This window comes from Autumnicola patrickiae (assembly GCF_031846525.1).
Taxonomy (GTDB): Bacteria; Bacteroidota; Bacteroidia; order Flavobacteriales; family Flavobacteriaceae; genus Autumnicola; species Autumnicola patrickiae.
In genome coordinates this window covers 1-410 of the sequence record NZ_JAVRHM010000081.1, presented here as the reverse complement: position 1 = coordinate 410, position 410 = coordinate 1, and the positions used below count along the sequence as shown (strand labels likewise).

At 37.1% G+C, this 410-nt stretch carries 1 protein-coding gene; it reads left to right on the top strand.

Annotation, left to right across the window (positions count from 1 at the left end; translation table 11 throughout):
• Positions 1 to 410, top strand: a 410-nt coding sequence (locus RM549_RS19425) for a DDE-type integrase/transposase/recombinase (protein ID WP_311687778.1), incomplete at both ends; no start/stop codon positions are given.

The window sequence follows — 410 nt, the reverse complement described above, 5'->3', positions numbered from 1 at the left end:
AGGAAAAACCCATCCTATCTCGCTCTGGTTACCGATGCTTACTCTAAAAAAATAATGGGGTATGATGTCTCCAGCAGTTTGGGAGTAAATGGTTCAGTACGGGCTCTTGAAATGGCCTTAAGAAAAAGAAGTTACAAGGTTCAACCTTTGGTACATCATTCAGACAGAGGCTTACAGTATTGCTCTAATGAATATCAGGAAATCTTAAATGATAATGCTATAAGCACAAGTATGACAGAAAAATACGACCCATATGAAAACGCTATTGCTGAACGGGTAAACGGGATATTAAAACAAGAATTTGCAATAGCTGCTTATGATATAGATCTGGCAACAAAAAAGTTAATGGTCAGAGATGCTATCAATCTATACAACTCGTTAAGACCTCATTTATCCAACCATATGTTGAC